General features: G+C 63.1%; 18 protein-coding genes and 2 riboswitches. Of the genes, 5 read left to right on the top strand and 13 right to left on the bottom strand.

Annotation, left to right across the window (positions count from 1 at the left end):
* Window positions 1–32: 32 nt before the first annotated feature.
* On the bottom strand, window positions 33–707 hold the full coding sequence (locus tag JQ611_RS38540; protein ID WP_192736811.1) for a TetR/AcrR family transcriptional regulator: 675 nt from the start codon (window positions 705–707) through the stop codon (window positions 33–35).
* Between the two features lie 264 nt (window positions 708–971).
* Between JQ611_RS38540 and JQ611_RS38535 the strand changes: the two genes are divergently transcribed.
* Both JQ611_RS38535 and JQ611_RS38530 read left to right on the top strand, forming a co-directional pair.
* The gene (locus JQ611_RS38535) at window positions 972–1,949 is read left to right on the top strand and encodes a phosphatase PAP2 family protein (protein WP_212468443.1); all 978 of its coding nucleotides are present in this window, start codon (window positions 972–974) and stop codon (window positions 1,947–1,949) included.
* 203 nt (window positions 1,950–2,152) lie between these two features.
* Window positions 2,153–3,670 (top strand): hypothetical protein, encoded by a 1,518-nt coding sequence (locus JQ611_RS38530; protein ID WP_212468442.1) that lies wholly within the window; start codon window positions 2,153–2,155, stop codon window positions 3,668–3,670.
* A gap of 10 nt (window positions 3,671–3,680) precedes the next feature.
* Here the strand turns inward: JQ611_RS38530 and JQ611_RS38525 are convergent, their stop codons facing one another.
* On the bottom strand, window positions 3,681–4,811 hold the full coding sequence (locus JQ611_RS38525) for a ribonucleotide-diphosphate reductase subunit beta (RefSeq protein ID WP_212468441.1): 1,131 nt from the start codon (window positions 4,809–4,811) through the stop codon (window positions 3,681–3,683).
* Between the two features lie 29 nt (window positions 4,812–4,840).
* On the bottom strand, window positions 4,841–7,756 hold the full coding sequence (locus JQ611_RS38520; protein ID WP_212468440.1) for a ribonucleoside-diphosphate reductase subunit alpha: 2,916 nt from the start codon (window positions 7,754–7,756) through the stop codon (window positions 4,841–4,843).
* A gap of 114 nt (window positions 7,757–7,870) precedes the next feature.
* Window positions 7,871–8,089, bottom strand: a riboswitch (cobalamin riboswitch).
* A gap of 122 nt (window positions 8,090–8,211) precedes the next feature.
* A riboswitch (cobalamin riboswitch) is annotated at window positions 8,212–8,413 on the top strand.
* A gap of 104 nt (window positions 8,414–8,517) precedes the next feature.
* On the opposite strand from JQ611_RS38520, the gene metE reads away from it, so the two are divergent.
* From metE to JQ611_RS38505, 3 genes are read left to right on the top strand one after another with little or no spacing between them, the layout of a single operon-like run.
* Window positions 8,518–10,884, top strand: a complete 2,367-nt coding sequence (gene metE / locus JQ611_RS38515) for a 5-methyltetrahydropteroyltriglutamate--homocysteine S-methyltransferase (protein ID WP_212468439.1) — start codon at window positions 8,518–8,520, stop codon at window positions 10,882–10,884.
* Between the two features lie 45 nt (window positions 10,885–10,929).
* On the top strand, window positions 10,930–11,127 hold the full coding sequence (locus tag JQ611_RS38510) for a hypothetical protein (RefSeq protein WP_212468438.1): 198 nt from the start codon (window positions 10,930–10,932) through the stop codon (window positions 11,125–11,127).
* Between the two features lie 7 nt (window positions 11,128–11,134).
* On the top strand, window positions 11,135–12,184 hold the full coding sequence (locus tag JQ611_RS38505) for an aromatic ring-hydroxylating dioxygenase subunit alpha (RefSeq protein ID WP_212468437.1): 1,050 nt from the start codon (window positions 11,135–11,137) through the stop codon (window positions 12,182–12,184).
* Window positions 12,185–12,380: 196 nt separating this feature from the next.
* Here JQ611_RS38505 and ftsH read toward each other — a convergent pair whose 3' ends face one another.
* From ftsH to tolQ, 10 genes are all read right to left on the bottom strand, one after another.
* Window positions 12,381–14,303: an ATP-dependent zinc metalloprotease FtsH gene (gene ftsH, locus JQ611_RS38500; protein ID WP_192736823.1), complete on the bottom strand. Its 1,923-nt coding sequence runs from the start codon at window positions 14,301–14,303 to the stop codon at window positions 12,381–12,383.
* 259 nt (window positions 14,304–14,562) lie between these two features.
* A complete protein-coding gene (tilS, locus tag JQ611_RS38495; protein WP_212468435.1) occupies window positions 14,563–15,591 on the bottom strand; it encodes a tRNA lysidine(34) synthetase TilS in 1,029 nt (342 codons plus the stop codon).
* A 70-nt stretch (window positions 15,592–15,661) separates the two neighbouring features.
* Window positions 15,662–16,774, bottom strand: a complete 1,113-nt coding sequence (ybgF, locus tag JQ611_RS38490) for a tol-pal system protein YbgF (protein WP_212390236.1) — start codon at window positions 16,772–16,774, stop codon at window positions 15,662–15,664.
* A gap of 342 nt (window positions 16,775–17,116) precedes the next feature.
* Entirely contained in the window at window positions 17,117–17,608 is a 492-nt protein-coding gene (gene pal, locus JQ611_RS38485; RefSeq protein WP_212265594.1) for a peptidoglycan-associated lipoprotein Pal, read from the bottom strand.
* A 298-nt stretch (window positions 17,609–17,906) separates the two neighbouring features.
* A complete protein-coding gene (locus JQ611_RS38480) occupies window positions 17,907–18,647 on the bottom strand; it encodes an N-acyl amino acid synthase FeeM domain-containing protein (RefSeq protein ID WP_212265593.1) in 741 nt (246 codons plus the stop codon).
* A 173-nt stretch (window positions 18,648–18,820) separates the two neighbouring features.
* Window positions 18,821–21,151 carry a bifunctional diguanylate cyclase/phosphodiesterase gene (locus JQ611_RS38475; RefSeq protein ID WP_212265592.1) on the bottom strand — a complete coding sequence of 777 codons (2,331 nt, stop codon included), beginning with the start codon at window positions 21,149–21,151 and terminating at the stop codon, window positions 18,821–18,823.
* A gap of 169 nt (window positions 21,152–21,320) precedes the next feature.
* Window positions 21,321–22,619, bottom strand: coding sequence for a Tol-Pal system beta propeller repeat protein TolB (gene tolB, locus JQ611_RS38470; RefSeq protein ID WP_409411333.1), 1,299 nt, complete (start codon window positions 22,617–22,619; stop codon window positions 21,321–21,323).
* Window positions 22,620–22,728: 109 nt separating this feature from the next.
* On the bottom strand, window positions 22,729–23,658 hold the full coding sequence (locus JQ611_RS38465; RefSeq protein ID WP_212468433.1) for a protein TolA: 930 nt from the start codon (window positions 23,656–23,658) through the stop codon (window positions 22,729–22,731).
* Window positions 23,659–23,693: 35 nt separating this feature from the next.
* Window positions 23,694–24,167 carry a biopolymer transporter ExbD gene (locus JQ611_RS38460; RefSeq protein ID WP_212265590.1) on the bottom strand — a complete coding sequence of 158 codons (474 nt, stop codon included), beginning with the start codon at window positions 24,165–24,167 and terminating at the stop codon, window positions 23,694–23,696.
* A 93-nt stretch (window positions 24,168–24,260) separates the two neighbouring features.
* Window positions 24,261–24,986: a protein TolQ gene (tolQ, locus tag JQ611_RS38455; RefSeq protein ID WP_212468466.1), complete on the bottom strand. Its 726-nt coding sequence runs from the start codon at window positions 24,984–24,986 to the stop codon at window positions 24,261–24,263.
* Window positions 24,987–25,874 lie beyond the last annotated feature (888 nt).

Below are 25,874 nucleotides of genomic sequence, written 5' to 3'. Positions count from 1 at the left end.
CGCGTTCCGCGTTTGTCGCGAGCGATCATGCCCTACGCACCCACCAGCGCCTTGGCCGGCAGCACCGCCTGCACCACGAGGCCGCGGGCGCGGGCGTCCATGACGCCGACCGCGCGCAACGCCAATAGCGTCACGGTCTGTACGGCGTCGCGCAGTTTTGCGGAATCGTCCATATTGTCCGGGGCCAGCGGGCCGACCAGCGCCTCGTGCAATGCGCCGAGCAGCGCGGTGGCGGCGAGCGCGGTATCCTGCGCCGGCAGATGTCCGGCACGCACGGCCGCTTCGATCCTTGCTGCGATCTCGCCGGAGATTTCGCGGCGGCTGGCGAGCCGCGAAGCCGACACGTCGACATCGACCGGCTCCGCCAGAATCCCCCAGGCGAGCTTGCGCTGCGACAGCACATGGACGGCGACCGTCGTCACCGCCGCGGCCAGCGCCGAGGACGGCCCGGGCGCGGCCTCCGCCGCGCGACGGATCGCGGCCAGTTCGTCGCGCGAGACTTCGGCGATCAATTCGGAAATCAGTTCGGCCTTGGACGGGAAATAACGATAGACGGTTCCGGCCGCGACATTGGCGCGGACCGCCACGGGGGCGATCTGCACCGCCGCCATGCCGCCGTCGGCCGCAGCGTCCCGCGCCGCCGCCAGAATGGCGCTGCGCCGCGCCGCCAGCCGTTTCACCACTTGCTGGGTTCGCCGATAGACCATGGCGCGCTTCCCCATCCCCGGCGCGTCCGCACCCGGGAGGGGTTGCAAGATCGCGCTGCGTCTTCAATGTTTTGAGCAATTGTCCCCAATCGCTTTGAAGAACTGAACAACTATTCAGGCCAGAAGACAAGAAGCAAATATGACGGTATGGGACACAAATGCCCGCTGAACGCAGCGTCTAATTGGTGGGCCGATAACCATAGCCGTTTCCCGAATATTAAGCCTTCCCGCGCAACTGTGCCCTACAACCTCGCAGGGTGCGGCATGGTCAATTCGAACGCTTTCACGGCCTGGCGGCTGTTTCAGCTGAACTGGATTCCGATTGCTGCCATGGGCGCCGTGGTGCTGCTCGGGGGCGCGCTCTGCGGTTTCACGATAAAACCGCTCGCGCTGGCCGTAACTCTGGGGATCGTGGCGGCATTGGCGCTGATCGCCTACCTCCATGCCTTCGCCAAGGGCGATCAGGCGGATCCCAAGCTGATCTTTCCACTGGGGGCGATTTCCCAGCTGCTGTTGATCGCGACGATCATGGGGCCGCTCACCTACGTCGCTGCTGTGACCAACTGGCCGCTGCAGGACCGCGCCTTGCTCGCGATTGATCGCGCCATGGGCCTGGATCCGGAAATGATCGCGCGATACGTCAACGACCGTGACTGGCTGGGCGCTTTGCTGGTGCGCAGCTACACGCTGATCAAGATCATCCTGGTCGCGATCCCGCTCGTCCTTGCCCTGACATCGCGTTTTGTGCGGCTGCAGGTGTTCGTGCTTGCGTTCAGCCTGACGCTGATCATGACGCTCTTGATTTCGACGTTCACGCCGGCGGTCGGAACTTACTACGGCCTCAACATCGACCCTGCGCAATTCTCGTCCCTCGATGCCTCGATGTATCAGGCGCAGCTGCGCGACATCCTGGCGCTGCGCGACGGCTCGCTGCGGCATCTCGAATTGCTCAAGATCACCGGCATCGTATCCTTCCCGAGCTTCCACGCGGCTTCCGCCGTGCTCTACATCTGGGCGCTTTGGCCGGTGCGCTATGTTGGAGGGGCCGCCGTCGTCCTCAATATCCTGATGATGGCTTCGACGCCGGTGATCGGCGCCCACTACATGATCGACGTGTTCGGCGGTGTCGCGCTGGCCGTGATCGGCATCTGCCTTGCCAAATATCTCGTGAACATCGTGGTGCCCGCGTCGTCGAAGGCACAGGCCGCGCCGCAGGTAGCCCTGGTGCCGGCATTGGATTAGCCCGCCATCGTCGTGCTTTGCGATGGTAAATTCTGACTAAAACGCTTGTCCGCCCGGTTAACGGCTTCTTCGCCAAAGAACATCATTGTCAGGCACGTGAGCCTGCAATTCACGCAAAAATAGCGCGGCTATGGTCAGCTGCCGAAAATTCCTGCGGCACGCCGTGACTGTCACACCAACGCAAGAAGCCGGCCCAAAATCCGATGTCCATTTCCTTCGCCAATCCAACTGTTAATAGCGCCAGTGTCCGCAGCCTCGGGCGCGTGCTGATTCCGCTGCTGACCGGGCTCGTCGCCTATCTGATCTTCCTGTCGCTCGGGGAAATCCTGCTGCGGGATTCCGACACGCTCTGGCAGATCAGGATCGGGCAGTGGATCGTCGAGAACGGCGCCGTGCCCTACACCGACGTTCATACCTTCACCCGGTTTGGCGAACCCTGGATGTCGAGCTCCTGGCTGTCCCAGGTGCTCTATGCCGTTTCCTATCAATCTTTGGGTTGGGCCGGCCCGGTCATCCTGACCTCGCTCGCGATCGGGGCGACGGTCACGATCTTCATGTACCTGTTTGCCGACTATCTCGACCCCACCCGCGCGATCCTGCTGGTCACGCTTGCGGTGCTGGAGTCGGCGACCCACTTCCTGGCACGCCCCCACATGCTGGCGTTCCCGTTCATGGTCGCGTTCCTCGGCGGGCTGCTGGCGGCCGCGGATCGCCGGAGCGCGCCGTCATGGTGGCTGCTGCCGGTGCTTGCGATCTGGGCCAATCTGCATGGCGGTTTTGTTCTCGGACTGGCACTGATCGGACCGATTGGCCTGGAAGCGCTTTGGAGCTGCGAACGCAAGGACCGCATCAGGCTGACGATGCAATGGGCGATGTTCGGTGTTGCCGCCGTCGCGGCGTGCTGCTGCACCCCCTATGGCTGGAACACGCTGATCGGCGCGGCAAAGATCCTCAGCCTCGGCAAGCTGCTGTCCATGATCTGGGAATGGATGCCGGCCAATTTCGCCACCTGGAGCTTTTTCGAATTCACGCTGCTCGGCCTGATCGGTCTCGGCTTCTATCGTGGCCTCTCATTGTCGGTGCCGCGAATCATCCTGCTGCTCGGCCTGCTCTGGATGGCGCTGTCGCATTCCCGGAACATCGAAATCTTCGCCTTCATCGCACCACTGGTCGTGGCCAAGCCGTTTGCCGAGCAGTTGGGAACGCTGCGCACGGCGATGGTGCCCGTTCGGGAAGGTCAGTCGCGTGCGCCTGTCGTGATACTTGCCGCGCTCGCGGTGGCGGTGGCCGGATGGGCATCGACGCAAGTGTTCATCGCGCACCACCCGTTCTCGTTCCTGCCGTCCCAGACGCCGGTCGCAGCGGTGGACGTCCTGCAGAAGCGGCAGGCTCAGCGCATCTTCAGCACGTCGCCGTTTGGCGGCTATCTGCTGTCTCGCGACATCAAGGCCTTCATCGACGGCCGCGCCGAACTCTATGGCGAACAGTTCGTCCTTGACTATTTCGACGCGGTCACCGCCAAGGACGTCAACATACTGCTCGCCACGCTCGACAAGTATCAGATCGACGCCACCTTGCTGGGGCCGGATTTGCCGGCCACCAAGGTGCTGGATCATATCGCGGGCTGGAAACGACTGTACACGGATGACATTGCCGTCATCCACGTCCGCGACGATCAGCGCAAGGCCGCTCCATCTTCCGCGCCGGGCTCGCCGAACTGACGCCCGGCTCTCACTCCCAGGTCAGCGCGCCACCGTTCTGATATTCAATGACGCGGGTCTCGAAGAAGTTCTTTTCCTTCTTCAGGTCCATCGCTTCCGACATCCATGGGAACGGGTTCTCGGTCTCGTCGAACACCCGCGCCAGCCCGAGCTGCGCGCAGCGGCGGTTGGCGATGAAGTGCATATAGGTTTCGCACAGCGCCGCGTTCAGCCCGAGAAAGCCGCGCGGCATGGTGTCCCGGCCGTAGGCGGCTTCGAGTTCGGCCGCGGTGCGCACCATGTCACGAACCTCGTCCTGGAACGCCTTGGTCCACAGATGCGGATTCTCGATCTTGATCTGGTTGATGACGTCGATGCCGAAATTCAGGTGAATGGATTCGTCGCGCAGGATGTACTGGTACTGCTCGGCAATCCCGACCATCTTGTTGCGGCGGCCGAGCGACAGGATCTGCGCAAAGCCCGTGTAGAACCACATGCCCTCGAAGATCACATAGAAGGCGACGAGGTCGCGCAGGAATGCCTGGTCGGCCTCCGGCGTTCCGGTCTTGAAGTCGGGATCGTCGAGATGCTGGGTGTGCTTCAGCGCCCACGCCGCCTTGTCGGTAATCGACGGCACCTCGCGGTACATGTTGAACAACTCGCCCTCGTCCAGCCCCAGGCTCTCCACGATGTACTGGAAGGTGTGGGTGTGCACCGCTTCCTCAAACGACTGCCGCAGCAGATATTGCCGGCATTCCGGATTGGTCAGATGGCGGTAGATCGCCAGCACGATGTTGTTGGCGACCAGACTCTCGGATGCCGCGAAGAAGCCGAGATTGCGCTTGATGGCGCGGCGCTCGTCCTCGGTGAGGCCGTCGCGCGACTTCCATAGCGCGATGTCGGCCTGCATCGAGACTTCGGTCGGCATCCAGTGATTGTTGCAGCCGGCGAGATATTTCTCCCACGCCCATTTGTATTTCAGTGGCAGCAATTGATTGACGTCGGCGCGGCAATTGATCATCCGCTTGTCGTCGACCGAGACGCGGCCACCGTGGCGGTCGATGGTACCGAGCCCGGTTTGATCGGCCTCGGCAGCAGGTGATGCCGCAAAGGACGGCGGCGCGTGAGATGCGGGCGCGGAAGGTTCGGACCAGTCGAGCATTGGGTTTATTTCCTTATGTTTCTTGCTGCTTACTGGCAGGCTTCGCATTCGGGATTGTCGATGGAGCACGCCACCGCACCGGACAGGTCCGGCGCGGTGGCGGCCAGCGGGACGATGATTGGGGCTGGAGCCATCATCGTCACGGAGGCGACACTGTTGAGCTTGCCGTCGGTGCCCTTGAGCGTGGACTTCTCGACATGCGTCGCGCTGCGCGAGCGCAGGTAATAGGTGGTCTTCAAGCCGCGGGTCCACGCCAGGCGATAGAGCGTGTCGAGCTTCTTGCCGGACGGGTTGGCGATATAGAGGTTGAGCGACTGCGACTGGTCGATCCATTTTTGGCGCCGCGCCGCCGCCTCGATCAGCCAGGCGCTGTCGATCTCGAACGAGGTGGCGTAGAGCGCCTTGAGATCATCAGGGATGCGGTCGATCGAGCCGACGCTGCCGTCGAAATATTTGAGGTCGTTGACCATCACCTCGTCCCACAACCCGCGCGCCTTGAGGTCGCGCACCAGAAATTCGTTCACGACGGTGAAGTCGCCGGACATGTTGGATTTGACATAGAGGTTCTGGTAGGCGGGTTCGATCGACTGCGCGACGCCGCAGATGTTGGAAATCGTCGCCGTCGGCGCGATCGCCATCACGTTGGAATTGCGCATGCCGGTCGATCTGACGCGTTCGCGCAAGCTGCCCCAATCGAGCGTCATGGAACGGTCCATCGCGACACCGCCGCGCGCTTCCGCCAATAGCTCGATCGAATCGATCGGCAGGATGCCCTGGCTCCACAGCGATCCGTCGAACGAGGGATAGCGACCGCGCTCAGCGGCGAGATCGACCGAAGCCGAGATCGCGTAGTAGGAGATCGCCTCCATGCTGGTGTCGGCGAACGTCACAGCCGCATCGGAGGCGACAGCGATCCGCATCGCCTGCAGCGCGTCCTGGAACCCCATCAACCCGAGACCGACCGGACGGTGCCGCAGGTTGGAACGCCGCGCTTCCGGAATGGTGTAGAAATTGATGTCGATGACGTTGTCGAGCATCCGCATCGCAATCGTCACGCTCTTCTTCAGCCGCGCCTCGTTCAGGCGACCGCCCTGGATGTGATTGAGCAGGTTGATCGAGCCGAGATTGCAAACCGCGGTCTCGTCGTCGGAGGTGTTGAGCGTGATCTCGGTGCACAGATTGGAGGAATGGATGACGCCGGCATGACGCTGCGGCGAACGGAGATTGCAGGGGTCCTTGAACGTGATCCAGGGATGCCCGGTCTCGAACAGCATGGTCAGCATCTTGCGCCAGAGGTCAGTGGCGCGGACCTGCTTGAAGACGCGGATTTCACCGCGCGCCGCCCTGGCTTCATAGGCGGCATAGCGTTCGGCGAACTTTGTGCCGTAGAGGTCGTGCAGGTCGGGCGTCTCGTCAGGCGAGAACAGCGTCCATTCGCCGTCGGCTTCGACGCGCTGCATGAACAAATCAGGCACCCAGTTCGCGGTGTTCATGTCGTGGGTGCGGCGGCGGTCGTCGCCGGTGTTCTTGCGCAGATCGAGGAATTCCTCGATGTCGATATGCCAGGTCTCGAGATAAGCGCAGACCGCGCCCTTGCGCTTGCCGCCCTGGTTGACCGCAATGGCGGTGTCGTTGGCGACTTTCAGGAACGGCACCACGCCCTGGCTTTCGCCATTGGTGCCCTTGATGTGGGCCCCGAGCCCGCGCACGCGGGTCCAGTCATTGCCGAGCCCGCCGGAATATTTTGCCAGCAGCGCGTTGTCCTTGACCGACTTGAAGATGCCGTCGAGATCATCCGCGATCGTGGTGAGGAAGCACGACGACAATTGCGGCCGCAGCGTTCCAGAATTGAACAGCGTCGGCGTCGAAGCCATGAAATCGAAAGACGACAGCAAATCGTAGAATTCGATCGCGCGGGCCTCGCGATCGATCTCGCGGGTCGCAAGTCCCATCGCGACGCGCATGAAGAACGCCTGCGGCAGCTCGATGCGGTTGCCGCCTTCATGCAGGAAATAGCGGTCGTACAGCGTCTGCAGGCCGAGGAACTGAAACGCCAGATCGCGTTCCGGCTTCAGCGCCGCGGCGATTTTCTTCAGGTCGAAGCGCGCCAGATCCGGATCGAGCAGTTCGGCCTTGATGCCGGTCTTGATATAGGCCGGGAAATATTCGCCGTAGCGGCCGGCCATATCGGCCTGCGAGGCGTTGGTCGGCACCCCCTGCACGTAGGACAGCACTTCGGTGCGCAGCTTGTCGAGCAGCAGCCGCGCGCTCACGTAAGCGTAGTTGGGCTCCTGCTCCACCAGCGTCCGCGCAGCCATCACGGAAGCGAGCGCCAGTTCGTCCTGGCTGATGCCGTCGTAGATATTGCGCTGGGTTTCCGCGATGACGGGCGCGGCGTCGACGCCATCAAGACCGGCGCAGGCCTCGCCCACGATCAGCGCGAGCCGCCCGGTATCGAGCGGCACCTTGGTGCCGTTCGCCAGCGTCACATGCAGCACGGGTCCTGCCGCAGGCTTGGCCGATTTGGCGGCCTCCTGCTCGGCGCGCTGCCTGGTGCGCTCGTCGCGGTACAGCACATAGGCGCGCGCCACCTTGTGGTGCTCGCTGCGCATCAGCGCCAGTTCGACCTGGTCCTGCACGTCTTCGATGTGAAAGGTGCGGCCTTCGCTCATCCGGCGCGACAGCGCGCCGACGACCTCAGCGGTCAACTGCTCCACCACCTCATGCACCCGGCGCGAGGCCGCCGCGGTGTGGCCCTCGACGGCGAGAAACGCCTTGGTCATCGCGACCGAGATCTTGCTGGCATCGAATTTCGAAACCGTGCCGTTGCGGCGGATCACCTGCATCGGAAGTTCGGCGTCCGGCGCGGCGAGCGTTTCGGGACGCAACTGGAACAAGGGAGCGGTTTTGGCTTCGAGAGAAATGAGACCGGAAGATTCGGACATCGGCAGACCCCGTGGTGTTGTTGAGGCCGGATGTCTTTGGGGACGCTGCATCGAATGCGCGACGGCAACGCCGGCATGGATCTGCAAGCGACCGCCGGGACACCCCGCCCGTGGACGTTTTTTCGGTGTCGCGGCAGGTCTCCTGGCTCGCAGGTCGTCGTTATTCCCTGTCTTCCCAATGCGAAGCCGCATCAGTGACGTAAAGGGGGGAACAACTCACTGCTTACAGTTGCGGGGGCAGCGTCGGAATTTCGCGCCCTTTGGCGCAATCACCGACTTCCCTCTTAGCCACCATGACTTGCGTCGTGATGGACCGTGACAACTACATCTGGTGCGATTTGGGTAATCGTGTCAATGGTGCGCTAGCCGAGCCTGCGAAAATTCTGGTTCACCCTGTTGAAGCTGTGAACAACCGCAACAACCGGCGATCGAGTTGACGGGCGCGCCGAGTTGCCAGTAAGTGGACGCGTCGTGGTTCTTCGGGATGGTTTTCCCGAAGCTAAGAGGGAAGCCGGTGTGAAGCCGGAGCTGCCCCCGCAACTGTAAGCGGCGAGCCGCTGTCCAACAAAGTCACTGAGACCCGCAAAGGTTTTGGGAAGACCGGACAGCAGCATTGACCCGCGAGCCAGGAGACCTGCCTCGACAACATAAACGTCCTCGGGCGGGGTGTCCCGGTGGTGCGGTTGCGATTCCGCGCGCCCTACCGTCCGGAATCCAGACGTGTCACTTCGGCCTTTGCCCCCAACTTTTGGGGTTAAGCCATGTCTGTTTCCAATGCGACTGCTTCTGTAAATTCTACCTCCTCACTTCCCGTCGCTTCGCTCGGCACGCCGCGCATCGGTCCGCGCCGCGAGCTGAAATTCGCGCTGGAGAGCTTCTGGTCGGGCACGACCGACGAGAAAGCCCTGATCGAGACCGGCATCGGGCTGCGCGCGGCCAATTGGGCGCGCCAGAAGAGGCTTGGTGTCAGCATCATCCCGTCCAACGACTTCACGTTCTACGACCAGGTGCTCGACACCTGCGTGATGGTCGGCGCCATTCCGAAAAGCTACGGCTGGAACGGCGGCACGGTTCCGCTCGCCACCTACTTCGCGATGGCGCGCGGCGCCCAAGGCGCGGCGCATGATGCGGACTGCGGCCACGCCCACCACGACGCGGCCCACGGCGTGCCGGCGCTGGAAATGACAAAATGGTTCGACACCAATTACCACTACATGGTGCCTGAACTGGAGAAGGATCAGACCTTCACGCTCGCCTCGCGCAAGCCGATCGAGGAGTATCTGGAAGCCAAAGCGCTCGGCTACCAGACCCGCCCGGTGCTGGTCGGCCCCGTGACGTTCCTCAAACTCGCCAAGTGCAAGGATGCGGGATTCAACACGCTATCGCTGCTAGACCGGTTGGTGCCGGTCTATATCGAGGTGCTGCGCGAACTCGCGAAAGCCGGCGCGGAATGGGTGCAAATCGACGAGCCGTGCCTGGTCCTTGACCTCGACATTATCGCGCAGCAGGCGCTGCATTATGCCTATGCGGAAATCGCCAAGGCGGTACCTGAGCTCAAGATCATGCTGGCGACATACTTTGGCGGGCTCGGCGCCGACCGCGACACCGCGATCGCCCTGCCCGTCGCTGGCCTGCATCTGGACCTCGTGCGCGCGCCCGAGCAACTCGACGATCTTGCCGGTTTTCCAAAGGACCGCGTGCTGTCACTCGGCATCATCGACGGCCGCAATATCTGGCGCGCCGATCTGAGCCGGCTGCTCGACCGGCTGGAACCTGTGGTCACCAGGCTCGGCGGCGACCGCGTGCAGCTCGCGCCATCATGCTCGCTGCTGCACGTCCCGATCGACCTTGCGCTGGAAACCGGCCTTGATCCCGATGTGAAGAGCTGGCTGGCGTTTTCGGTGCAGAAGATCGAGGAACTGGCGGCGCTCGGAACGGCATTGGCGCGCGGCCGCGTCCACGCCGACGCCATCCTGAAGGCCTCCGATGAAGCCGCAGCGGCGCGCAAAGCTTCGCCGCGAATCCACGATGCCAAGGTGGCGGCGCGTGCCGCCGGCATCGATAGCGCGATGCGCCGCCGCCTCAACGCGTTTACCGATCGCGCCGGCGTGCAGCACAGCCGCTTCAACCTGCCGGCCTTCCCGACCACGACCATCGGCTCGTTCCCGCAGACCGCGGATGTCAGGAACGCCCGCGCCGCGCATGCCAAGGGCGCGCTGACCGACGACGCCTATAAACTCTATCTGCAGAACCAGACCGCGCGCGCGGTGCGCTGGCAGGAGAATATCGGGCTTGATGTGCTTGTTCATGGCGAGTTCGAGCGCAACGACATGGTGCAGTATTTCGGCGAGCAGCTCGAAGGTTTCGCCTTCACCGGGTATGGCTGGGTGCAGTCCTACGGATCACGCTACGTCCGCCCGCCGGTGCTGTTCGGCGACGTGTCGCGCCCGAAACCGATGACGGTCGAGTGGTGGCGGTATGCGCAGTCGCTGACCAAGCGGCCGATGAAGGCGATGCTGACGGGGCCGGTGACCATTCTGAACTGGTCGTTCGTCCGCGACGATATTCCGCGCAGCGAAGCCTGCCGCCAGATCGCGCTGGCGATCCGTGACGAGGTCGCCGACCTCGAAGCCGCCGGTGCCGGGATGATCCAGATCGACGAAGCGGCCCTGCGGGAGGGCCTGCCGCTGCGCCGGTCGGAGTGGAAGACCTATCTCGACTGGGCCGTGGACGCCTTCCGCATCTGTTCGTCGGGCGTGCGCGACGACACCCAGATCCACACCCACATGTGCTACTCGGAGTTCAACGACATCATCGATGCGATCGGTGCGATGGATGCCGACGTGATCTCGATCGAGACCTCGCGCTCGAAGATGGAACTGCTCGACGCTTTCCGGAACTACCGCTATCCGAACGAGATCGGCCCCGGCGTCTACGACATCCATTCGCCGCGGGTGCCTGAAACCGCTGAGATGACCGACCTGCTCAAGCTGGCGCGGCTGCGGCTCTCCGACGCCCAGCTCTGGATCAATCCGGATTGCGGATTGAAAACCCGGAAATGGGAAGAGGTGCGGCCCGCTCTGGTCAACATGGTCGCCGCCGCCCGCGAATTGCGGGCGCTCGCTTAAACGCCCGCCCCGTCTCTCATCCCGGCACCATTGAAAGGATACGCCATGCGCTTCTGGATCGAATGCACGAGGTGCGAGACGGGGCAGGCCACCCACATCAATATCGCGCTGGTCGGCAGCATGTGGCGCGACGGCGAGCGCACCGTGCTCGCCTTCGTCGGCGGCGACGGCCAGCGCATCGAGGTCACCGAGACGCCGGAACAGATCATGGCGCTGCATCTCGGACCGCTGGCAAAGGCGTAACGACGCGATGACGGTGAGGCCTGATAATGCCTGGTCGGAAGCTTCTGTCGATCTTCGCAAGGTCGGCGCGAATCCGGATTACTGGTATCCGGTCGCATGGTCGCACGAGGTGAAGTCCGGCCAGACTTTCGCGGCGCGGTTCGCGGGCGAGCCGATCGTGCTGGTGCGCCCGAGTGAGGGCGCGATCTTCGCGCTTGAAGACCGCTGCGCGCACCGCCAGGTGCCGCTGTCGAAGGGAACGGTCGATGGCTGCACCCTGCGCTGCGTCTATCATGGCTGGCGCTACGACGCGTCGGGCGACTGCATCGACGTCCCCTATCTTGGTAAGGGCAAGAGGCCGAACGGCGTCCGCCGCTATCCCTGCTTCGAACGCGACGGGTTGATCTTCGTATGGCCCGGCACAGGGCCTGCCGCCGCCCCCTTGCCGCGGATCGGCGCAACCGCTGATAACGCCTACAAGACACGGCGGTTCGGCAAGCTCGTCTCCTGCCACTACACTTTCATGCATGAGAATTTGATGGACATGAACCATCAGTTCCTGCACCGGCGCACCACCGGAAAAGTCGTGCCGCGCTATCTCGGCAGCCGCGCCGGCGAACGCTGGATGGAAGTCGATTACAGTTTTGCCCGGCCTGGCGAGAAGCCGCCCCTTGGCGAGGCCGTCATCGTCGGCGGCCTGCGCGGCCGTGCCGGCACGGCGCGCGACCTGATGACGGTGCGCACCGAATATCCCTACCAGACCCTGCAGATGTGGACGAAGGGCGACGCACCGGTTCTCAACGTATGGCTCGGCTACACGCCCATCGATGCAGCGCAGCGCCGTAACCGGACCTTCGTGGTGCTGTCGGTGCGCAAACCCAGAATTCCCGGCATCCTCGATCTCGGCTGGCCGGTGCTGGCCTGGTTCACCAACCGGGTCTTTTCGGAGGATTGCGAGATCGTCGAGATGGAACAGGCCGCACATGACGCGCAAGGCGCCGACTGGAACAGGGAAGTGTTTCCGCCGATCCACGCGCTGCGGAAGCTGCTGCGTGAGTGCGGGGAGCCAGGGCAGTAGCCCGGATGGAGCGCAGCGAAATCCGGGACGCACGTGACGTCGCGGCATGCCCCGGATTTCGCTGCGCTCCATCCGGGCTACAGCGATTCCGAGCCGCTCCCACGTCTTGCCGCTGATCCTCATGGCGCCGGACCAGGACGCCACCATAAAAAACGCGGCGTCACCGCCGCGTTTTCTATTTCAGATGCAAACCCACTTAGGCCTGCGGTTGCGGCTCCAGGCCGGGATCCGGATCGGGGCGCGGGCGCGACTTGCCGGCGGGCGGCACAGCCGACGCGCGCGGCGTGGTCGGCTCAAGCACCGACTCGCGGTTCGGCTTCTTGCCATTGAGCAGGTCGATGATCTCGTCACCGGACAGCGTCTCGAATTCGAGCAGGCCCTTGGCAAGCGCTTCGAGGTCGGCGCGCTTTTCCGTGAGGATGCGCGTCGCTTCGTTGTAGCCGTCTTCGACGAAACGCCGGATCTCGGTATCGATCTTCTGAACCGTTGCCTCCGATGCGTTCTGGGTGCGCGACACCGACATGCCGAGGAAAACCTCGTCCTGATTCTCGCCATAGGACACGGTGCCGAGCGCCTCGGACAGGCCCCAGCGCGTCACCATCATGCGCGCCAGGCGCGTGGCCTGCTCGATGTCGGATGACGCACCCGAGGTGACTTTTTCGCGGCCGAAGATCAGCTCTTCGGCAACCCGGCCGCCCATCATGATCGCGAGCCGCGACGTCATCTGCTCGAGCGACATCGACAGCTTGTCACGCTCGGGCAGCTGCATCACCATGCCGAGCGCACGGCCGCGCGGGATGATCGTGGCCTTGTGGATCGGATCGGTGGCGACGACGTTGAGGCCGACGATGGCGTGACCGCCTTCGTGATAGGCCGTCAGCAATTTCTCTTCCTCGGTCATGACGAGCGACTTGCGCTCGGCGCCCATCATCACCTTGTCTTTTGCTTCCTCGAACTCGGCCTGGGTCACCATGCGCTTGTTGCGGCGGGCGGCGGTCAAGGCGGCTTCGTTGACGAGGTTCATCAGGTCGGCGCCGGAGAAGCCCGGCGTGCCGCGTGCGATGGTCTTGAGGTTGATATCCGGCGCCAGCGGCACCTTGCGGACATGGACCTTGAGGATCTGCTCGCGGCCGACGACATCCGGGTTCGGCACCACGACCTGGCGGTCGAAACGGCCAGGGCGCAGCAGCGCGGGATCGAGCACGTCGGGACGGTTGGTCGCCGCGATCAGGATCACGCCTTCATTGGCCTCGAAGCCGTCCATCTCGACCAGCAACTGGTTGAGGGTCTGTTCGCGCTCGTCATTACCGCCGCCGAGACCGGCGCCACGATGGCGGCCGACCGCGTCGATTTCGTCGATGAAGATGATGCAGGGCGCGTTCTTCTTGGCCTGTTCGAACATGTCGCGGACGCGGCTGGCGCCGACGCCGACGAACATTTCAACGAAGTCGGAGCCCGAGATCGTGAAGAATGGCACGTTGGCTTCGCCCGCGACCGCACGCGCGATCAGCGTCTTGCCGGTGCCGGGAGGCCCGACCAGCAGCACGCCGCGCGGAATCCGTCCGCCGAGGCGCTGGAATTTGCCGGGGTCGCGCAGGAATTCGACGATTTCCTGCAAATCCTGCTTGGCTTCGTCGACGCCCGCGACGTCCTCGAAGGTGACCCGGCCATGCGCCTCGGTCAGCATCTTGGCGCGCGACTTGCCGAAGCCCATCGCCTTGCCGGCGCCGCCCTGCATCTGGCGCGACAGGAAGATCCACACGCCGATCAGCGCGATAAAGGGCAGCCAAGAGACCAGCAGCGACACGAACCACGGCACGTTGTCGCCGGGCGGCTTCGCACTGACGTTCACCTTGGCATCAACCAGGCGCTTCACCAGCGATGGATCGTTCGGCGAGTAGGTCTGGAAGCTGGAGCCGTTGGTGAAGGTGCCGTGGATCTCCGGCCCCTGGATCACGACGTCGCGGACGGTGTTCTTTTCGACCTCGCTCACGAACTGCGAAAACGTGATGTCCTGCGAGGACGCGCGCTGACCCGGATTCTGGAAAAGCGTGAACAGTGCCAACAGCAACAAAACAATGATGACCCAGAGGGCGAAATTGCGCAGATTGGCGTTCATCGATCTTCCTTCGTGGCCGCGCGGATCGCGGCCTTATGTCCTTGGGCAGTAAACCTTGGGTCGTCAGGTGAGAAACCCCCGGAGCACTGCTTACAATCTAGGTGGCGCCTGGGTCGATGCCAAGGGAACCACGCAGGACTATTTAACGCATCCTAGCGCGATTCCCGGTCAAATAATGGCGTAAGAATCAGCGTTTTTCGGGGGTGGTTAAGACTCCCCGCCGGTTTATTGACGGGATATCGAGGTTTGGGCTTGCCTCTCATCCCGACCTGCGACGACGCGGGGGAGCCGGCTCGACGTGAATTCGGCCTCCAATCAGGCTGATTGCGGCGCCCGCGAGGGTCTGCTTCAACTTCGGCTGGCCTTCCGATACCGCCCGATCCAGTACCGTCAGCAGGGCCTCGACCTTGCCGAGTTCCGCAGGCCCCTCGTGACCGACGCGGTCGATGGCCCGCATCAGCAGCCGAAGCCGGATTTCCTCAGGCAGACCCGCAAAGGCTGACGCATCGAAGCCAAAACGCGCGGCGTCATGGCGGTCCCTCAGCGCCAGATAGCGCTCGGCGCCATCGACGAGCACTTCCAGCGCGGCATTGGCCCGCGCCAGCCGCGACGCCAGCCGCGCCAGGATTCTCGCATCGCCGCCCTCTTCCGCCAGCGCCGGCATCAGCGCCCGCAAACGAGGCCGCGTGTAATTGACGTCGCGGTTGGTCGGATCATCGGCGAAGGCGATCCTGGCCTTGTTCAATGTCGCGATCAGTTGCGATTTCGGGACATCCAGCAACGGCCGCGCCAGCCACACGCCGTCGCGTTCCGATTGGCGCGCCATCGCCGCCAGACCGGCGATGCCGCTGCCACGCAGCATCCGCATCAACAATGTCTCGGCCTGGTCATCGCGGGTATGCGCGGTGAGGATATGGGTCGCTCCACCAGCGCGTGCTGCCTGCGCCAGCAGGCGATAGCGCGCCGCCCGCGCCGCGGCCGGCACGCCCGTGTTCGGCTTGGCTCCATGCCAGCGCAGCGTGCGATGGGGCAGATCGAGATGCCTGGCGAGCTTTTTGACGTCACGCGCCTCGCGCGCGGCTTCATGCCGCAAGCCGTGATCGACGGTCACCGCGATCAATCGCGGCCCGCGCTTCAGGGCACGGCACCAGCGCGCGGCGAGCCACATCAGGGCGATGGAATCAGGTCCGCCGGAAACGGCGAGCACGATCGCGGGCGCAGCCTTCCAGTCGGCGAACAGAAGTTTCGCCTGGCTCGCCGTGATCGCGGAATGGTCGTCCTCTGCCATGGGCCGACCATAGCGTTTTCAAGCGAGGGCTGTCCCGCACTTGATGGGGCTCAGCCGAACGAGCGAAAGCTCAGCACTTCACCCGCTTCTGCTCGCGGTCCACGGCGGCCTTCACGCCGGCCGAGGCGCGCGGATATTTCCGCGTCACTTCGCCAAGCGCGGCGCAGGCCGCTTCCTTTTCCTTCAGCGCCGCCAGCGACTGGCCGAGCCGCAGCAGCGAGTCCGGCGCCTTTGCGGACTTGTCGAACTTGGTGGTGACGCCGAGAAAGGCTTCCGCGGCATCGCGATATTGCTGGCGCTGGAAGAAGCTTTCGCCAAGCCAATATTGCGAATCCGCGATCAGGGGATCGCTCGGATATTTCTGCGCGAAATTTTTCATGGTCTCTTCGGCGAGCGCATAATCCTTGCGCTGCATGTAACCGATGCCGAGATCGAACTCGTCCTTGGGCGTGGCCGAAGGCGGCAGCGTCGTCAGCGCGGCGCTGGCGCCGGGCGCACGCACGGGCGGCGGCGCGCCGCCGGGATCGCGCGGGCTGGTCGCGCCGAGGTCGAGCGGCTCGCCCCGTCCGCGGCCGCCGGGCGCCCCGACCGGCGCGTCGTTGGCAACCGGCAACTGACCGCCACCGAGCGCGCGCGGCGCGCCGGGGGCGTTCGGATTCTGGTTGGGGTCGAAGGCGTCGCCGCGGCGGCGGCCGGTCGCCGGTGCTGCTGCCTGCTCCTGCATGATCGGCGGCGGCGCCGCGATCTGCGGCTGCTCATAGGACGGCTGCGCCTGCGGATAGCCCTGCTGTCCCTGCGGATAGCCTTGCTGCGCCTGGGGTTGCCGGGCGGGCGGATAGGCCTGGACCGGGGGCGGCACCGCGGCCACGCTGGGCTGGGCCGCCGGGGGCTGACCGGCAGGTGCTACCGCCGCACCGCCACCAAGCTGCCGCAGGCGCTCCTCGAGCTGGCGGTTACGATATTGCAGTTCCTCGTTCTGGCCGGTGAGCTGCCGCAGCTGGTTCTCGAGCCGCTGGATCCGCATATCCGCGTCGGCGTCGTCGGATTGCGCCTGGACCGGCGGGGAGCTTTGCGGAGAAGAGGACCACGGGAACGATACCTGTGCGAAGGAGGCCTGCGAAGACAAGGAGAGCATCGCGGCAATCGCCGCGGCGCCGATCGCATTGAGAAACCTGAATGACATTTTGCCCTGACGACGAAAATTCGGCGTGACATCGAAAGCCGAACACATTGAGAGAGGGAGTACGCCAGAATTGTGACTGGCGTTTCCGAATCCGGAAGCCGGATTTCGGTATGGTTTAGTATCAGCTTCAAAACAAGCAAGCGGCTTGCTCGGCGGGCCGTTCATCAACGGAAGGGATCAGGCCCATGCACGCACCCGTGAACGGGGTGATCTTCGACGTCGAAGCCGCGAAACTGGTTGCCCGACGGAGCGGACGCTGGCCGTCATTCGCGGCTTCATCATGAGACCAAAATGAAACCGGCGCCCGAAGGCGCCGGTTCTGAACTCGGTAGTCGCAGCCGCTCAGGCGCCGGCGTTCAGCACCGTGACCGCGCGGCGGTTCTGCGACCAGCAGGAGATGTCGTTACACACGGCGACCGGGCGTTCCTTGCCGTAGGAGATCGTGCGCATGCGGTTCGGATCGACGCCGCGCGAGGCGAGATAGCTCCGTACCGACTGGGCGCGCCGTGCACCGAGCGCGATGTTGTATTCGCGGGTGCCGCGCTCGTCCGCATGGCCTTCGATGGTGAAGGAATAGCGGTTGTAGGTCTGCAGCCACTGCGCCTGCTTTTCCAGGGTCGCGATCGCCTGCGGGCTGAGCTCGGTCTGGTCGCTCTCGAAGAACACGCGGTCGCCGACATTGACCACGAAGTCCTGCTGGCTGCCCGGGGTCGCCGCACTCGCCATCGCCCCCTCGGCGCCGACGTTCTTGTTGGCGCAAGCGCCCATCGACAGGGCCACCGCGAGTACCGCGACCAGTTTCAATCCCTGGAGGATGCGCATCTGATGTTTCATTCCGGAGCCTCCACGCTCACGTTTTCCGACTGTTATCCGGTCTACAGGGCGATGGTTAAGCGAACGTTCCGTCAACCTTGATGGAACCTTGCCAGACCCGATCAAATGCCGACAAACCGTGAAAAGCGCCCACGATGGTTAATGGTTTGTAAATGTGGCGCGACGGTGAAGGCAAGCGCAGGCGGGGCCGAAATCGCCCTTTTGGCGTTGGCATCGCGGACAGTACCGGGCTGAGGACACGTCAGGCGGCGGGCCAGGGCCCGGCAGCGGGGCCCCGATCAGCCGCGAAGCCGGCGGATCAGGCGTTTGGAACGATCGAGGCGCTCTCGAACGAGGTGACGCCGCCCTGCGGGGAGAATTGGCGCTCGCCGGCGCGCTGGAACAGCATCCGCCGCTCGAAAGCACTTGAGCGCATGACGGGAAAACGGGTCATGACGCGTTCCCGCACGGCCCGGTAGTCGGACGCCATCAATGCCACCTTTGGCAAGAATCCCGGAAACGAACGCGGGTCGGCGATGACCTCGGACATGAAGACCCGGCGATAGAATGCCTGGTGCTCCGCACGAACGAGCGCGAGCCCGAAATCGGCGTTGAAATGCTCGCATGCCATATAGGCCAGCCGGACCGTCAGATAGGGAATCTCAGGAAACTGCCTGGCTTTTTCGGGGAGCGCAGCAAGACGAAGCGGATCGATGAAGACTTCGCCTTGATCGATGCGCGGGTGAAGAACATCGCCGAACAAATCGACCGAACCGGAAATCCGACATTCTGACGTCACGACGTTGAGGCGGAGCGAACTACAGAGTTCTCCGTCAATGTAGATTCCGAACATCCAGGCGTTGGGCGCATCGTCGTAATGATCGCTGACGCGCTGAGACTCCGACGGCGCGGTTACTCCGCCATGCAGATAGGCTTTGTAACGCATCAAATAGATGGAATCTTTTTCCTCGGGAGTTTCCATGAGCCGGTAGTCGACGCGATCAGACAGTCCCGACTCCGGCACAAAAAGCGACGTGCGCGGTTCGGATCTGGACTTCATCTGATACTCCATAACTTCAACTTCCGAACAACTTGTGCGAGTGCGAAAGCTTAACAGCTCCTTAACAAAATTGCAAAGCTATCGAGACGTTAGGGTTAACCTTGCGGCCGTCTGCACGCGCATTTGAACCCGTAAGATTACGGAGGTTGTGTCAGGAAACTACGGAGGTTGTGTCAGGCGATTGAGCGCGATGGAACCACAACCAGCGGTTCGTCCGGCGAACGGCGGCCGTGGGAGGCGTTCAGCAGCTGGCGGATCCGCGCCGCTGGAACCGGCCGGCTGAACAGATAGCCCTGCGCCTCGGTCACCGCGCCATCGGCACTGACCAGTTCCAGTTGCTGGTTGGTCTCGATGCCCTCGACCACGACCGACATGCCGAGATCGGCCGACAGCCGCGCCACGCCGCGCAGCAACGTCAACGGACGATCGGTATCGATGCCTTCGAGGAAGGAGCGGTCGATCTTCACCTTCTGCAATGGGAAGTTGTGAAGATAGCTCAGGCTGGAATAGCCGGTGCCGAAGTCATCCAGCGAGATCCGCACGCCGAGCGAATGCAGCTGCGACAGCACGTCGTGCGTCAGCTGCGTGTTGCGCAGCAGCGAGGATTCGGTGATCTCGATTTCGAGACGGTCCGCCGGCAGGCCGGAGACTTCGAGCGCGTAGCGAACTTCGCTGAGCACGTCGCGCTGATGGAATTGCTGCGGCGAGAAGTTGACGGCGACGCTGACGGCCTCGGGCCACTTCATGCATTCCATGCAGGCCTTGCGCAGAATCCAGCGGCCGAGATCGACGATCAGGCCCATATCCTCGGCGACGGGAATGATATCGATCGGCGACACCGTGCCGCGGACCGGATGATTCCAGCGCAGCAGCGCCTCGCAGGTCGAGATCTTGCCGGACTTGATATTGACCAGCGGCTGATAGAACAGCTCGAACTCCTCGTTCGCCAGCGCCTTGCGCAGGTCGAGTTCCAGGATGCGGCGCGCTTCGACGGTTTGCGCCATCTCGTCGCGGAAGAAGCAGAAGGTGCCACGGCCGTCCGCCTTGGCGCGGTACAGCGCCATGTCGGCGTTCTTGAGCAGCGTGTCGGCGCTGACGCCGAGAGAGGTCATGGCGATGCCGACGCTGGCGCCGATCTCGACCAGATGATTGTCGATCTTGTAGCGCTCGCTCAGCCGGTCGACGATGCGCCGGGCGAGACCCGCCGCGTCCTCGTGGGAGTGAATGTCCTGTTGGAACACGACGAATTCGTCGCCGCCGAACCGCGCCACGAAGTCCTCGGGCCGCAACATCTCGCGCAACCGCCCGGCGACCGCGCACAGCAACTGGTCGCCGCAGGGATGGCCCAGCGTGTCGTTGACCTGCTTGAACTGATCGAGGTCGACGAACAGCAGCGCCGACAACCTCTCGGCGCCCTGCTGTATCGCCATCAGGCGCCCGATCTCGTCGCGGAAATTGACCCGGTTGGGAAGCTCGGTGAGTTCGTCGTAACGCGCAAGATGGCTGATCTTGGCTTCCGCGTCGCGCCGCTCGGTGATGTCTTCGAGCAAGACGACCGCGCCTCCGCCCGCCATCGGCTGGAACGTCCATGACAGCGACCGGTTGCGCGTGGCGTCGGGATCGGTCGTGATCATGTCCCGCGCCTGCGAACTCTCGATTTCCGACAGGATCATGCTGCCGCTTGCGTTCGAAATCGAACCGGAGGCGACGCAGGCAGCGATGATGTCGGCCGCACTGACGCCGCCCTGCACGGAATCGTCGGACAGCTGCATCATGTTGCTGAACCGGTGGTTCATCACGGCCAGGCGGCCGTCAGCGCCGAACATGCAGAGCCCGTGCGGCATGTTGTTCAATGCGGTATCGAACTGGCCGGCCAGCGCCGCCTCGCGTTCGCGCGCCACCAGCGCCTGCATGAAAATTCGGTGCAGATTGGCCGAGATCTGCAGCACCGCTACGAGGAACGCGGTGCACACGACTGACATCGCGATGTAATAGGGGGCACCACGCAACGCCAGCGCGATCACGGTTGGACCGTAGATGAGTGCGGCCTGCAGTTGGAATACCCACTGCCGTCCATAGGCCCTGCCCGCACCTAACGCCAAGGTCCCGGTGGTGGTGGACAGGCAGATCATATGAGCCACGGCATCATCAGTGAACAGCAGCGTCGCGGAGCACCATGTGCCGAGCGCGGTGGCTTGGATCATCGCGCCGATCTGATGATACCTCTTCCAGCGCGCAGCTTCCTCAACAGTCGGGGTCGATTTGCGCGCGTGGTACCGCTGCACGATGAATGCGCGGACGACGCCAGCGAAGACGAGCAGCGCGACACACGCCCAGATCAGCGTTGAGCCCGTCTTCAGCGCGGTCATCGCTGCGGCGCCGGCGCCGAAGGCGAGGCCCGTCAGCATCGGAGCGGAAGTCTCGAACAGCGAATCGATCAGCGCCGCGCGAAGATATGGCGACGTTTGTTGATCCGGCTCTCCGCTCTGTTTGGCAAGCTGCATTTTCGGGCGCACGTCCTTTGGATTAGACGTTGTACCCTTTGCAGATGAAGTCTTTCTGAGCGAACATCGTTACCAAGACGTTGCTTTTCGTTTCCTGCCGTAGAAATCTGCCTTATAAATCAGCATGCTAGGCAATGTTTGCCGATTAACGCCCTAACCCGTGGAACGCTCAGGACAACAGCGGAGACCATGCCGGATCGGAGGCGAAGCCGGGGGTCGGAACCCGCAACTCGTTGCGCCCGGAAATATCGACGGTGAACAATGAAGGGCCGCTGTTGCCGCCGGGCTCTCGGAAGAACATCAGAACCCGCCCGTTCGGCGCAAAGGTCGGGCCTTCGTTATGGAAGCCCGAGGTGAGAATGCGTTCGCCCGATCCGTCCGGCTTCATGATGCCGATCGCGAATTGACCACCGCCCTGCTTGGTGAAGGCGATGTAGTCGCCGCGCGGCGACCACACCGGCGTCGAATAGCTGCCCTCCTGGAACGAAATGCGCTGCGCCCCGCCACCGGTCGCCGGCATCACATAGATCTGCGGCTTGCCGCCGCGATCGGACTCAAAGCAGATGCGCGCTCCATCCGGCGAATAGGACGGCGAGGTGTCGATCGCCGGCGTGTCGGTCAGGCGCGTCGTCGATTTCGAGCGCAGGTCCATCACGAACAGATTCGAATTGCCGCCCTGCTGCAGGCTCATGATGACGCGCTGGCCATCCGGCGAGAAGCGCGGCGAGAACGACATACCCGGGAAGTTGCCGACGATTTCGCGCTGCCCGGTCTCGATGTTGAACAGATAGACGCGCGGGTCGCCCTGCCCGAACTCCATATAGGTGATTTCCTGGGACGACGGCGAGAACCGCGGCGTCAGCACCAGATCGCTGCCGCGCGTCAAATATTTCACGTTGGCGCCGTCCTGGTCCATCAGGGCCAACCGCTTGACGCGGCGTTCCTTGGAGCCGGTTTCGTCGACGAACACCACGCGGCTGTCGAAATAGCCCTTCTCGCCGGTCAGGCGCTCGTAGATCTGGTCGGAGATGATGTGGGCGATCCGCCGCCAGTATTCCGGCGAGGTGAAGTATTGCTGGCCGGTGAGCTGCTGGCCGGTGTTGACGTCCCAGAGGCGGAATTCGGCCTTGAGACGGCCGTCGCCCTGCCGCGTCATGCGGCCGGTCACCAGCGCCTGCGCGTTGATGGTCTTCCAATTCTGGAAATTCGGCGCCGCGTCGATGTTGATGGTCTTCTCGACGTAGGCCGCCTGGTCGATCGGCGCGAACAGACCGCTGCGCTTGAGGTTGTTGGTGATGACTTGCGTCACGCCGACGCCGACTTCGGCGTCTGCCGGCGTGCCCGCCGTGAAATTCGGGATCGCGATCGGCAGCGGAACGAACTCGCCTTCGGGAATAGGAATGCGCTTGGGCGCTTGCGCAAAACCCTCTCGAATGGATACGGCAGAGACCGCACCGAGCGCGGCCATTCCGGAAATGATTTGCCGGCGGCTCGGGCGCAACACATCAGGCAACACAATTTTGTCTATCATCGCTTCAAACTTTGCTCGTGTTGGCGTTCGCCGACTGCAAACCCCGTCAGACTTTTTCCCTGAAGACCGGTGCGAAGTATTTCCATTCCTCAAAGAACGCGGCCGGCAGATTGTAAGGCTGGCACTCGATAATGGCGCGCAGTGCGCTCTCCTGGTAGACACGAAGGAACGGCGTTGCCGGAGTGCCCTCTGGCACCGGCATCCCTTCCAGCGTGCCATCACGCTTCAGGCGGATCGCAAAGGCGGCTTCCGGCTTTTGCGACTCGATGCCGCCATAGGGCTTCTTCCAGCACCGCTCGACCTGCCGCTGGAACAGCGCGCCCCAAGTCGCGGAATTGTCTGCTGCCGTGCCCTTTGAAGTGCCGAGCGCGGCGTTGGAATTCAGCGTGGCACCAGTCGCGGCTTGCCGCGTCGCGTCGCGCTTGTCCAAAAGCGCCGCAATCTGCGTTTGATCGAAGTGCCGTTCGACGATCTTCTGCTTCTGCTCCGGCGGTTTTGCCGCCGGCTGGGCGACCGGCTTCGGCGGCGGCTTCTTCTCTTCCTTCTTGATGGCTTCCGCGATCGGATCGACCTTCGGCGGATCCGGCTTCTTCTCCGGCTTCGGCTCTTCCTTGGGCTTTTCGGCGACCTTCGGCGGATCTGGTTTTTTCTCGACCGGCTTCTCCTCGGCCTTCGGCTGCGGCGGCGGCGCAGTTTCGGTAATGATCGGCGCCTTTTCGCTCACCTTGCCGACGGCGTCGTCGAGCGGCTTGGCTTCGGCGACTTTTTCCACCAGCGGCTTAGGATTTTCCTTCTTGCCGGTCTTCGAACCGGCCATGACCTTTGCGAGTTGATCAGAGGAAATGACATCGACGGCGACCGATTCCTCCGGCGTCATTTCGTAAGCCTTGGTCGAGAACGACACCAGTCCGTACCCCAGCACGAGGACGTGCAGGGCGACCGACGCAGCCAGTGTCTTGTCGATCTTGAGCTTCACTTAAGTCTTTCCGCTCCGCGCAAAAACGGGCTCGCTCACGAGCCCCCCTCGGGGATGATCACGATGTTCGCCTTGAACCCCGCCGTCCTAATATACCCCAATAACTTCATCATATCCGTGTAACAGACGTCTTTATCGCCGCGCAGGTAGACCACGCTTTCGGCTTCCGACCGGGTTTCCTTGATAGCCTTGATCTTGGGCAGCAACTCGGCGGCCGGGATCAGGGCATCCCCCAGATATAATTCGACATTCGAATTGCAGGAGCCGCCGGTGCGCTTGACCGACAGCGTCAATGGCGGGGCGTTCGACGCCAGCGACTTGCCGCCGCTGGCGATCGGCAAATCGATATCGATGGTCGAGGTCATCAGCGGGGCGGCCACCATGAAGATGATCAAGAGCACCAGCATCACGTCCACCATCGGCGTGACGTTGATCTCCGCCATCACGGCGGCGCGGCGCCGGCCGCGGCGTCCACCGCCACCTGCCGAACCTGCCATGTTCATCGCCATGATCGGATGCCCACAATGCTCACGATTGACCGCTCCTCACGCCGTATATCCAGGGCATGATCTGGTCCGAAAACCGGTTTCCACTTTTCGGGATCATGCCCGCTCGTCGATCTGGCGCGACAGGATCGCTGAAAATTCGTCGGCGAACCCCTCCAGCCGCTGGGCCTGCCGGTTCACCTCGGAAATGAACTTATTGTAGAAAATAGTCGCCGGAATGGCAGCGATAAGGCCGATCGCGGTGGCAAACAGCGCCTCCGCGATACCAGGCGCCACCACCGCCAGCGAGGTGTTCTTCGAGGCCGCGATCGACTGGAAGCTCGACATGATGCCCCAGACGGTTCCGAACAGGCCGACGAACGGCCCGGCCGAGCCGACGGTGGCCAGCACCAAAAGCCGCCGCTCCAGCCGCTCGACTTCACGGGCGATGGAGACGTTCATCACCTTCTCGATCCGCATCTGCAGGCCGGCAAAGGACCGGGTCTGGCTCTCGAACGAACGTTTCCATTCGCGCATCGCCGCGACAAAGCACGCTGCCATGGATTGCGTCGGCTTGGCGGAGAGCGAACGGTAAAGCTCCTCGATCGACTGCCCGGACCAGAACGCCTGTTCGAAACGGTCCATCGCGCGCTTGGTGCGCGCATAGAGAAAAATCTTGTCGATGGCGATCGCCCAGACCCAGACCGAACAGGCGAGCAGCCCCAGCATCACCGACTTGACGACCCAGTGCGCCTGCAGGAACAGCGAAATCAGCGACACGTCTGACGCAGCCAGCGACAGCGATTGCGTTTCGACCTGTTGGGCGCTGGCGGACGAAGCCATTGCCAGGAGGCAGGCCAGCGTCACGAACTGCAGGAATCTCCGGATCACCAGATCATATCCTCTCAATGCTCTCGTTTGGGCATGAACCTCTTCGGAAAACCGGTTTCCGGATCATGCTCTATCTCTTGTTTGAGCATGATCTTTTCGGAAAACCGGGTCCACTTTTCCGGATCATGCTCTGTCTCTTGTTTGGAGCATGATCTTTTCGGAAAACCGGGTCCCACTTTTCCGGATCATGCTCCTTGCCAAATTCCTCCGGGAGCGACTGGCTGCCGGTTCCACAGCCGCGCATCGGGCGCGGCGAAAAATGCGCCAGCGCGAGAGCCTCATTGGTGTCGCATGGGGGGCCCGTCCAAAGCCGGGTCCTGCTTCCCCTGCCAACGTGTCAAAACGAGGGCTATCCGCGCGTCTTTACGTCCCTAACCAGACGCTAATCTTGGTTAATGCGAGGTTACCAAAGGAGATTTTGACTGCCGGAAATCAAGGGCGGTTACAGGGGGCTGGAACCGGGTTCCCGGGGGCCTCCTAGAGGGTCTTGCCCGGTGTCGTCCCGGCCTTGAGCCGGGACCCATACTCCGCGGCAGTTATTGTTTCCAGAAGGTCTCTAATGCCAGCGCTCTAACCGATGGGCCGCGGCGTATGGGTCCCGGATCGCGCTTCGCATGTCCGGGACGACGTGGATATGGTTTCGCATTCTCGCGACGCATTGCGCCCGAGCTGTGCTGGAAATCTTCGCCCCCTAAATACAGAGGGCGCAGGGAAGACCGGGTGCGCGCTGCACCCGCGGTCTCGTGTGCGATTTGCACTAAAAAGGCTGCACACGAGCATACAGGGCAGCGGAGAACACCCGGCCTTCCCTGCGCAATGGCTTTACGGCTTATGCCGTGA

Source organism: Bradyrhizobium sp. AUGA SZCCT0182 (assembly GCF_018130185.1).
Taxonomy (GTDB): Bacteria; Pseudomonadota; Alphaproteobacteria; order Rhizobiales; family Xanthobacteraceae; genus Bradyrhizobium.
Note: the sequence above shows the minus strand (reverse complement) of the source record. Positions and strands in the feature narration are given on the sequence as shown.

Bases quoted from the DNA above. Each gene is read 5' to 3' on its own strand.
- tolQ (WP_212468466.1), bottom strand. From the start codon at position 24,986: ATGGCTTCGTCCGCCAGCGCCCAACAGGTCGAAACGCAATCGCTGTCG.
- JQ611_RS38525 (WP_212468441.1), bottom strand. From the start codon at position 4,811: ATGCTCGACTGGTCCGAACCTTCCGCGCCCGCATCTCACGCGCCGCCG.
- JQ611_RS38475 (WP_212265592.1), bottom strand. From the start codon at position 21,151: ATGCAGCTTGCCAAACAGAGCGGAGAGCCGGATCAACAAACGTCGCCA.
- tilS (WP_212468435.1), bottom strand. From the start codon at position 15,591: ATGGCAGAGGACGACCATTCCGCGATCACGGCGAGCCAGGCGAAACTT.
- JQ611_RS38540 (WP_192736811.1), bottom strand. From the start codon at position 707: ATGGTCTATCGGCGAACCCAGCAAGTGGTGAAACGGCTGGCGGCGCGG.
- JQ611_RS38510 (WP_212468438.1), top strand. From the start codon at position 10,930: ATGCGCTTCTGGATCGAATGCACGAGGTGCGAGACGGGGCAGGCCACC.
- JQ611_RS38530 (WP_212468442.1), top strand. From the start codon at position 2,153: ATGTCCATTTCCTTCGCCAATCCAACTGTTAATAGCGCCAGTGTCCGC.
- metE (WP_212468439.1), top strand. From the start codon at position 8,518: ATGTCTGTTTCCAATGCGACTGCTTCTGTAAATTCTACCTCCTCACTT.
- tolB (WP_409411333.1), bottom strand. From the start codon at position 22,619: ATGGCCGCGCTCGGTGCGGTCTCTGCCGTATCCATTCGAGAGGGTTTT.
- pal (WP_212265594.1), bottom strand. From the start codon at position 17,608: ATGAAACATCAGATGCGCATCCTCCAGGGATTGAAACTGGTCGCGGTA.
- JQ611_RS38520 (WP_212468440.1), bottom strand. From the start codon at position 7,756: ATGTCCGAATCTTCCGGTCTCATTTCTCTCGAAGCCAAAACCGCTCCC.
- JQ611_RS38480 (WP_212265593.1), bottom strand. From the start codon at position 18,647: ATGAAGTCCAGATCCGAACCGCGCACGTCGCTTTTTGTGCCGGAGTCG.
- JQ611_RS38505 (WP_212468437.1), top strand. From the start codon at position 11,135: ATGACGGTGAGGCCTGATAATGCCTGGTCGGAAGCTTCTGTCGATCTT.
- JQ611_RS38460 (WP_212265590.1), bottom strand. From the start codon at position 24,167: ATGGCGATGAACATGGCAGGTTCGGCAGGTGGCGGTGGACGCCGCGGC.
- JQ611_RS38535 (WP_212468443.1), top strand. From the start codon at position 972: ATGGTCAATTCGAACGCTTTCACGGCCTGGCGGCTGTTTCAGCTGAAC.
- ftsH (WP_192736823.1), bottom strand. From the start codon at position 14,303: ATGAACGCCAATCTGCGCAATTTCGCCCTCTGGGTCATCATTGTTTTG.
- ybgF (WP_212390236.1), bottom strand. From the start codon at position 16,774: ATGTCATTCAGGTTTCTCAATGCGATCGGCGCCGCGGCGATTGCCGCG.